The 8,085-nt window shown below is 74.6% G+C and carries 6 protein-coding genes; 1 reads left to right on the plus strand and 5 read right to left on the minus strand.

Annotated features, from left to right (window positions below):
• Positions 1 to 40: 40 nt before the first annotated feature.
• The 5 genes from topA to pgeF all read right to left on the minus strand — a co-directional run bounded on the left by topA (position 41) and on the right by pgeF (position 6,553).
• A complete protein-coding gene (gene topA, locus MNZ39_RS22300) occupies positions 41 to 2,464 on the minus strand; it encodes a type I DNA topoisomerase (protein WP_242341297.1) in 2,424 nt (807 codons plus the stop codon).
• Positions 2,465 to 2,478: 14 nt separating this feature from the next.
• Entirely contained in the window at positions 2,479 to 3,342 is an 864-nt protein-coding gene (gene dprA / locus MNZ39_RS22305) for a DNA-processing protein DprA (RefSeq protein ID WP_242341298.1), read from the minus strand.
• 203 nt (positions 3,343 to 3,545) lie between these two features.
• Positions 3,546 to 4,871 (minus strand): LysM peptidoglycan-binding domain-containing protein, encoded by a 1,326-nt coding sequence (locus MNZ39_RS22310; RefSeq protein ID WP_242341299.1) that lies wholly within the window; start codon positions 4,869 to 4,871, stop codon positions 3,546 to 3,548.
• Positions 4,868 to 5,743 carry a tetratricopeptide repeat protein gene (locus tag MNZ39_RS22315; RefSeq protein WP_242341300.1) on the minus strand — a complete coding sequence of 292 codons (876 nt, stop codon included), beginning with the start codon at positions 5,741 to 5,743 and terminating at the stop codon, positions 4,868 to 4,870. The genes MNZ39_RS22310 and MNZ39_RS22315 overlap by 4 nt, the downstream gene beginning before the upstream one ends.
• A gap of 33 nt (positions 5,744 to 5,776) precedes the next feature.
• A complete protein-coding gene (gene pgeF, locus MNZ39_RS22320) occupies positions 5,777 to 6,553 on the minus strand; it encodes a peptidoglycan editing factor PgeF (protein ID WP_242341301.1) in 777 nt (258 codons plus the stop codon).
• A gap of 27 nt (positions 6,554 to 6,580) precedes the next feature.
• Between pgeF and MNZ39_RS22325 the strand changes: the two genes are divergently transcribed.
• Positions 6,581 to 8,029, plus strand: coding sequence for a diguanylate cyclase (locus MNZ39_RS22325; protein WP_242341302.1), 1,449 nt, complete (start codon positions 6,581 to 6,583; stop codon positions 8,027 to 8,029).
• The last annotated feature ends 56 nt before the right edge of the window (positions 8,030 to 8,085 follow it).

Here is an 8,085-nt window from a genome sequence, read left to right on the forward strand (position 1 = left end):
CGGGCTCGCTTCGCTCGCTGGGGCGAGAATCGGATCTCGGCTACGCGCTCTCGGGCGCGGTCTCCGGACCCTTCGCCTCGGAGTCGCGCCGGTAGCCGCACTCCTTGTTCGGGCAGGCCACGTACGGGCCCGTCTTCTTCGAGTACTTGTCGAGGAGGTACGCGCTGCCGCACTGCGGGCAGGCCTCGTTCCGGGGCCGATCCCAGGACACGAAGTCGCACTTGGGATAGGACGAGCAGCCGTAGAAGGTCTTCCCGCGGCGCGAGCGCTTCTCCGTGATGTACCCGCCGCAGCCCTTCGGGCAGGACACGCCGATGGAGATGGGCTTCGTGCCCTTGCACTCGGGGTAGCGGGTGCACGCGAGGAAGCGGCCGAAGCGGCCGCGCTTCATCACCATCGCGGCGCCGCACTCCGGGCACTTCTCGTCCGTCGGGACGTCCTCCTCCTTCTCCGGGACGATCTTCCCGTCCTCGCGCTTGAAGTTCATCGTGTTCCGGCACTCGGGGTAGCCGGAGCACGCGAGGAACTCGCCCATGCGGCCCCACTTGATGACCATGGGCTTGCCGCACTTCTCGCACGTGAGCTCGGTCGCGATCTCCTGGCGCTTCACGTCGCGCATGTTGACCTCGGCCTTCGCGAGGTCGTCCTTGAAGCTGTCGTAGAAGTCCTTCAGGACCTGCTGCCAGGCGGCGCTCCCCTCCTCGATCTCGTCGAGGCGCTCCTCCATGCCGGCGGTGAAGGCGAGGTCCATCTCGCGCGGGAAGCTCTTCACGAGCTCGTCGGTGACGACGAGGCCGAGGTGGGTCGGCTTGAAGTTCCGCTCGACCTTCTCGACGTAGGTCTTCTCCTGGATGTTCTCGAGGATGGCGGCGTAGGTGGACGGCCGGCCGATGCCGCGCTGCTCGAGCTCCTTCACGAGGGACGACTCGTTGAAGCGCGGGGGCGGCTGCGTGAAGTGCTGCTCGGGGAGGAGCCGGCGCAGGTCGAGCGTCATGCCGGCCTCGAGCGGCGGCAGCTGGCGCTCCTCGTTCGCCTTCTCGCGATCGCCGTTCTCCTTCGCCTCCTCCTCGGCGCCGGCCTCCTCCTCGGGCGGCTTCGCGCCGTAGACGGCGAGGTAGCCGGGGAACTTGAGGATGGAGCCGGTGGCCCGGAACGTGGCCCGGCCGGCGGTGATGTCCGCGGTGGTCTGGTCGTAGACCGCCGGGACCATCTGGCAGGCGACGAACCGGTTCCAGATGAGCTCGTACAGCCGGTACATGTCGCGCTCGCCGATCTGCTCGAAGTACGGGGCCACGCGGGCCGGCGTCCACTCGAGCGAGGTCGGGCGGACCGCCTCGTGGGCCTCCTGGGCGGCCTTCGCCTTCGTCTTGTAGACGTTCGGCGCCTCCGGCAGGTGGTCCTTGCCGTAGGCGTCGGCGATGTAGCCGCGCGCCGCGTCCACCGCCTCGGTGGAGAGCCGGACGGAGTCCGTGCGCATGTACGTGATGAGGCCGATCGCGCCCTCGTCGCCGAGCTCGACGCCCTCGTAGAGCTTCTGCGCGAGGGTCATCGTCTTCTTGGCCGTGAAGCCGAGGCGGTTCGCCGCCTCCTGCTGCAGCTTCGCCGTCGTGAAGGGCGGCGGCGCGTTGCGGCGGCGCTCCTTCTTGTCGACGTTGGCGACGACGTAGGTCGCGCCGTCGAGGTCCTTCACGAGCGCGTGGGTGACCGCGCCTTCCTTCAGCTCCGCCTTCTGGCCGTCGACCTTCGAGAGCCGGGCGCGGAACTCCGGCGGGAGCTTCGCGGCGAGCTCCGCCTCGAGCGTCCAGTACTCCTCGGGCTTGAACGCCTCGATCTCGCGCTCGCGCTCGACCACGAGGCGCACCGCCACGGACTGGACGCGCCCGGCGGAGAGGCCGCGGCGGACCTTCTTCCAGAGGATGGGGCTGATCTGGTAGCCGACGAGCCGGTCGAGGATGCGGCGCGCCTGCTGCGAGTCGAACTTCTTGCGGTCGAGGTCGAGCGGCTTCTCGATCGCCTTCTGGATCGCGTTCTTGGTGATCTCGTTGAAGAGGACGCGGCGGACGCGGCCGTCGCCCGAGTCGCCGATCTCCTCCGCGATGTGGAAGGCGATCGCCTCGCCCTCGCGATCGGGGTCGGTCGCGAGGAAGACGCGCTCGGCGGTGCGCGCGGCGCGCTTGATCTCGGAGAGGACCTTGGCCTTCCCCTTGATGACGTCGTACTGCGGCGTGAAGCCCGCCTCGACGTCGACGCCGATCTTGGACTTCGGCAGGTCCTTCACGTGGCCGACCGACGCGCGGACGTCGTAGGAGCGACCGAGGTACTTCTTGATCGTCTTCGCCTTGGCGGGCGACTCGACGATGACGAGGTTGCCCCCCACCGCGGGCTTCTTCGCGGCGCGCTTGGGCGGAGCGGCCTTCTCCTTCTTCATGCCCTCCGCGGCTGCGACCTTCGTGGCTCTCGGCATCTGTCGGGGTCCCCCTACGTGCGGCGCAGAAAGTAATGGCCCGGGCGCTGCTCGCACAAACCCTCGAGCTCGAGGGTGAGCAGCCCGGCGAGCGCCGGGCCGGGCGCGAGGCCCGCCTGGCGCGCGATCTCGTCGGCGTGACGCGGGCGCCGGGCGAGCGCCGCGAGGAGCGCGCTCTCGGGCGCGGCGAGCGCGGGCAGCGCGAGCTGCCGCTCGGCGACCGGCGCTGCCGGGATGCCGAGCGCCCCGAGCACGTCCTCGGCCGAGGCGGCGACCTTCGCGCCCCGGCGGAGGAGCGCGATCGGCCCGGCGGAGAGCGGCTCGCGCGCGTCGCCCGGCACCGCGAACACCGGCACGCCGTGCGTCCGCGCCCAGTCGGCCGTGATGAGCGCCCCGCTCTTCTCCCCGGCCTGGACGACCACGACCGCCTCCGACAGGCCCGAGACGATCCGGTTCCGCCGGGGGAAGTTCCCGGCGAAGCCCGGCGTCCCGTCGGGCAGCTCGGAGAGGATCGCGCCGCCCTCGGCGAGCACGCGCTGGAGGAGCGGCCGGTTCGAGGCCGGGTAGAGCACGTCGACGCCGGTGCCGAGGACGGCGACCGTGTGGCCGGCCGCGTCGAGCGCCGCGCGGTGCGCGATGGCGTCGATGCCCAGGGCGCCGCCGGAGACGACGGAGACGCCCGCCCGGGCGAGCCCCGCGGCCAGGAGGCGCGCCATCTCCTCCCCGTAGGCGTCCGGGTGGCGCGAGCCGACGACGGCGACGCGCCGGAGGTCGGCGAGCGCGCCGCGCAGGCGCAGCTCGGCCGGACGATCGGGCGTCTGCGCGAGGCGGTCCGGGTAAAGGCCGTCGCCCGGACGGATGGTGGTCGCCTCCTCCATGGAGCGGGGCCATATACCCACCGGGTGGTGGAGCGTCAAGGTGGGGACCCGCCGCCGAATGCACGGACCGTACCTGCCGACACGGTCAAAACGGCCTCCTACCTCCCGTAAACCGGTAGGATTGCGGCCGGCGGGAGGGCGCGCGGGAAGCCGTGCGAGAGCGACGGCCTGGCCGGCGCCCGCGCACCCGGAGGACGGTGGAGCTAGCGACCGCCGGCCCCCTCGGCCGCCGAGCGGACGGCGCGCATCTCCACCCGATCGCCGATGGCGAGCTCCACGAGGCTGCGCGTGACGAGCGCCGCCGAGGCGCGCTCCTTCACGTCGATGACGAGCATCTCGCCGATGTCCTCCTTCGGGAGGCTCGAATCCCAGGCCGGCAGGCCCGGCGCGCGGCCGTAAGGGTCGCCGGCGCGGACCGCCGTGAAGACGTTGCCCTCCTCCACGCCGTCGGCGGAGCCGCGGTCGATGAAGACGACGTGGTGCTCTCCGAGCTGGGTGACGACCTGGACCTGGCCGCCGACGATGGTGCCCTCGAGCGCGCGGCGGTTCGCGCGGCGATCCACCCGGCGGAGGAAGCGCTCCGTCCACGGACCGAGCATGGCGCCGCGCTCGATGGGCTCGAACGACTGCGTGATGACGAGCGTCGCCGCCTTGTCGTCCACCGCGACCACCTTGGCCGCGCCGAGCACGGTGGACTGCCAGCCGAAGAGCTCGTTCGTGCGCGGGTGGCGAATGGGCCGCTCCGTCTTGAAGATGACGTAGGTCTCGCCCGGCTTCACCTCGGCGCGCCGCTCGAACCGCGCGTACGCCTTGTCGTGGCTGGAGAGCATGAGCTTCTCCTCGAACGCGGCCTTGATCGCGCCCGACTCGGCGAGCTCGCGCGGGGTGACGAACGTGTCGTGCCGCGCGAGGAGCGCGCGCGGGGAGACGTAGCCGATCTTGTAGGGCCCGACGACCGCCACCGCGTCGCCGTCGTCGTCGGACTTCCCGTCCGCGCGGGAGAGGTCCTCGAGCTCGCGCGGCGGCGCCTCCTCGGCCTCGGCCACCGGCTCCCCGGCCGGCTCGACGCGCGTCGGGCCCTCGTCGGCGGAGGGGTAGAACCTGAGCAGGTTGCCCGGGTAGATCCAGTGCGGGTTCTCGATGTCCGGGTTGTAGGACCAGATCTTCGGCCAGTACCAGGGGTTGTTCAGGTAGCGGCCGGAGAGATCCCAGAGCGTGTCTCCGGGCCGGATCGTGTACGTGTCCGGCGTCTGGCCGCCGCTCGTGGCGGCGTCCTCCAGCGCGAGCGCGGTGCCGGCCACGGCCGGCGCGAGGCCCTCCTCGCCCGCCGCCGGTGCGCCGGCCGCGTCCGCGGGTACGGCGGCCGCGGTCTCCGAGGGCGCCCCGTCCTGCACGGCGCCGGTGGCCTCCACCTGCGGATCGGCGCTCGCGGTCCGGGCGGCGTCGCGCGCCGCGTCGAGCGCCCCGGCCTGCGCGAGCGCAGCGGCCGGAAGGAGGGCGAGGACGGCGACGAGGTGTCTGCGGATCATGGACCGCTCCTTGCCGGGACGCGCGGCGACGTGTCGCCGCCCTGCCCGGAGATGGCTGCGAGGCGAGTCCCGGCGCGCTCGGCGGCCGGGGTCCTCGGAAACTCGGTGACGAGGCGCTCGAGGATGCGCCGCTCCGCGCTGGCGGAGCCGCGCCGGGACTCGCAGGCGGCGAGCCGCTCGAGGGCGCCGGACAGCGCGTCGCCGGCGGGGTAGTCGTCGCCGGCCCGTGCCGCGAGCGCGCAGGCCGCGTCGTCCTTGCCCGCCGCCGCGTACGACTCGGCCGCCTCGACGAGCGCGTTGTCGGCCGCGGGGTGGCGCGGGTAGCGGGCGACGAAGTCCTCGAGGGCGTGCGCGCGGGCGACGCCGTCGCGGCGGCGCGCCGCGCGGAGCTCGCGATCGGCCTCGACCGAGAGCTCGCGGCCGCCGCCGAGCGCGCGCGCCTCGAGCCGCTCGGGCGCGGGCTCGGCGAGGGGGAGCGCGGTCGGCACGGGCGGCGGCGGGCGCCGGGGCTGGGGTGCGCCTGCGGCGGGGACCACCGCGGGGAGCGGCTCGGAGGGAGCCATCCTGAGGACGACCGGGGGCGGCTCGGAGGGCTCCACCCTCACGACCGCCAGGTCGGGCGGGACCACGGGCGGGAGCGCCTCGGCGGCCGGGGCGCGGCGCGGCGCCGGGTCTCGCGCGGCGCGCGCGCCGGCGAGCTCCATGCGTGCGGAGAGCCCGTCCACCTTGCGCGCGAGCACCTCGTTGTCGGCGCGCAGCGCGCGCACCTCCGCGCGGAGCGCCTCGACCTCCGAGGGCGCGGCGGCGCCGCCGCCGGCGCAGCCGAGCAACACGACGAGCGCCGCGGAGGCGTTTCGCGCGAGGGGTCTCAAAACTGGAAAATTCTAGGGTTCGGGGGCCGCCCGTCAAGGAAGGGGCCCCTCGCCTGGCCGCCGCGGATGTGCGCTGCCGGGAGCGGACGCGGGTGCGATGAAGCCTACCTGGCGCCCGGTGCGCCCCGCGTCGCGACGGTGAGAGAAGAACAGCTCCCGCTCGCAGGCGGTGCAGCGGCCGAGCACCTCGACGCGCTCGGAACGCACCCCGGCCTCCTCGAGCGCGAGGAGGTTCGCGCGCCACAGGTCGAGGCGCGCAGCGGCGCCGGCGCGGACGACCTCGGCGCCGAAGCGCGCCCGGAACCGCTCGGCGAGCTCGGCCGAGACCTCGTAGCAGCACGGCCCGATCGACGGGCCGATGGCGGCGACGAGGCGCGCCGGGTCGGCGCCCTCCCGCGCGAGCGCGCGGACGCCCTCGGCGGCGGCGAGCCCGATCGTGCCGCGCCAGCCGGCGTGGACCGCGGCGACCGCCCCGCCCTCGGGATCGGCGACGAGCACCGGCACGCAGTCGGCCACCGAGACGCACGCGGCGACGCCGGCGGTGACGGACACGACCGCGTCCGCCTCCTCCGCCGGCGGGGTCGCCGCCGTCGCCCGGAGGCAGCGGGTCCCGTGCACCTGCCGGACGCGCGCGAACCGCAGCCCGGTGGCGGCCTCGAGCCGGCGCCAGTTCTCCTCGACCCGGGCCGGCTCGTCGCCCACGGCGCCCCCCAGGTTCAGGGCGTCCCAGGGCGGCGGGGACGCGCCGCCGGGGCGGGTCGTGAAGCCGTGCGGGAAGGCGGCCAGCCGCTCGCTCGTCAGGAGACGCATCCGACGGGTTATAACCTTCCCTCGCCCATGCTCCGATCGATCCGGCGCTCCATCGGCCGCAAGCTGCTCATCGCGGTCGGCGCCCCCGGCCTCCTCTTCTCCCTCGCCGTGGTCCTCTGGCTGCGCCACGAGAGCCGGGCGCTCGCGCCGGCCGTCGAGCCGCTCCACCGGATCGCGCTCGTGGCGCTCGTCGTGCTGGCGGCGGGGCTCGCGGCGATGCACCTCGTGGTGGTGCGCTACGTCGTCGACCGCCGCCTCCGGCGGCTCGCCGCGGGCATGCGGCGGGCGCGCGAGGGCGACTTCCTGCACCGCGTGCCGGACGAGGGCGAGGACGAGATCGGCCAGGTGGCGAGCACCTACAACGAGACGCTCGCCGCCATCACCGACCTCCACGTCCGCCGCATCGAGGACGCGGCGTCGATCGCCTCGATGGAGCGCGAGCTCTCGCTCAAGGCGGAGCTCGAGGCGCGCGTGCGCGAGCTGACGCTGCTGTTCGAGCTGGGGCGCACGCTCGGTGCGACGCTCGATCTCGACGAGCTCGTCCGCGCGACCGCCGCGCAGGTGGGGAGCGCCCTCGGCGCGGCGGAGCTCCAGGTGCTCCTCGTCGACGAGGCGACCGGCGAGCGGGTGGTGCGCGCCGCCTACGGCAGCGACGGGGCGGCGGTCGGCACCCGGCTCCCCCCGGGCCAGGCGCGCCCCGGCTGGCTCGAGGTGCCGATGGCCCGCGGCGAGGAGGGCGCGGGGGCGATCGCGCTCCGGCCGGCGGGCGGCGGGCTCTCGCCGCAGGAGCGCCGGCTGCTCGAGGCGATCGCGGCGCAGTCCGCCATCGCCGTCGCGAACGCGCGCCTCCACCAGAAGATGGTCCGGCTGTCACAGACGGACGCGCTCACGGGTGCGCACAACCGCCGGAGCCTGTTCGCGCGCCTCGAGGACGAGCTCGAGCGGAGCGCGCGCTTCGACCACGCGACCGCCGTGGCCCTCGTCGACGTCGATCACTTCCGCCGCTACAACGAGGCCTTCGGCCACGCCTCCGGCGACACGGTGCTGCGCCGGGTCGCGGCGGTGCTGGGCGGGGCCGCGCGCAAGGTGGACGTCGTGGCGCGCTACGGCGGCGAGGAGTTCGCGGTGGTGCTCGCCCGCGCCGACCGCGCGGCCGCGCTCGTCGCCGCCGAGAAGCTGCGCGCCGCCGTGACCGCCGCGGCCATCCCGCACCCGGGCGTCGGCCCCGGCCACGTGACCATCTCGGTGGGCGTCGCCATCTACCCGGACGACGCGCGCGACCTCGGCGCGCTCATCGACTGCGCCGACGGGGCGCTGTACGCGGCGAAGCGCGCGGGGCGCAACGTGGTCATGCCGTACGCGCCGGGCATGCGCGACCACCCCGGGCGCAAGCGCGACCAGCGCAGCGCCTCGGATGCGGACGCGGGTGAGCTCAGGCCCGGCGAGGGCAGCCCGCCCGCCGCGGCCGCGGGCTGAGCTCGCCGGAAGGCGCCCTGACGACTCGCCGCGGCGAGCCCGCCTCGCGCGCGGGC

Origin of the sequence: Anaeromyxobacter sp. SG66, from assembly GCF_022690805.1 — a bacterium.
GTDB lineage: Bacteria > Myxococcota > Myxococcia > Myxococcales > Anaeromyxobacteraceae > Anaeromyxobacter > Anaeromyxobacter soli.

Excerpts from the sequence above, each read along its gene's own strand:
- MNZ39_RS22310 (WP_242341299.1), bottom strand. The coding sequence starts at position 4,871 with ATGATCCGCAGACACCTCGTCGCCGTCCTCGCCCTCCTTCCGGCCGCT.
- dprA (WP_242341298.1), bottom strand. The coding sequence starts at position 3,342 with ATGGAGGAGGCGACCACCATCCGTCCGGGCGACGGCCTTTACCCGGAC.
- pgeF (WP_242341301.1), bottom strand. The coding sequence starts at position 6,553 with ATGCGTCTCCTGACGAGCGAGCGGCTGGCCGCCTTCCCGCACGGCTTC.
- MNZ39_RS22325 (WP_242341302.1), top strand. The coding sequence starts at position 6,581 with ATGCTCCGATCGATCCGGCGCTCCATCGGCCGCAAGCTGCTCATCGCG.
- topA (WP_242341297.1), bottom strand. The coding sequence starts at position 2,464 with ATGCCGAGAGCCACGAAGGTCGCAGCCGCGGAGGGCATGAAGAAGGAG.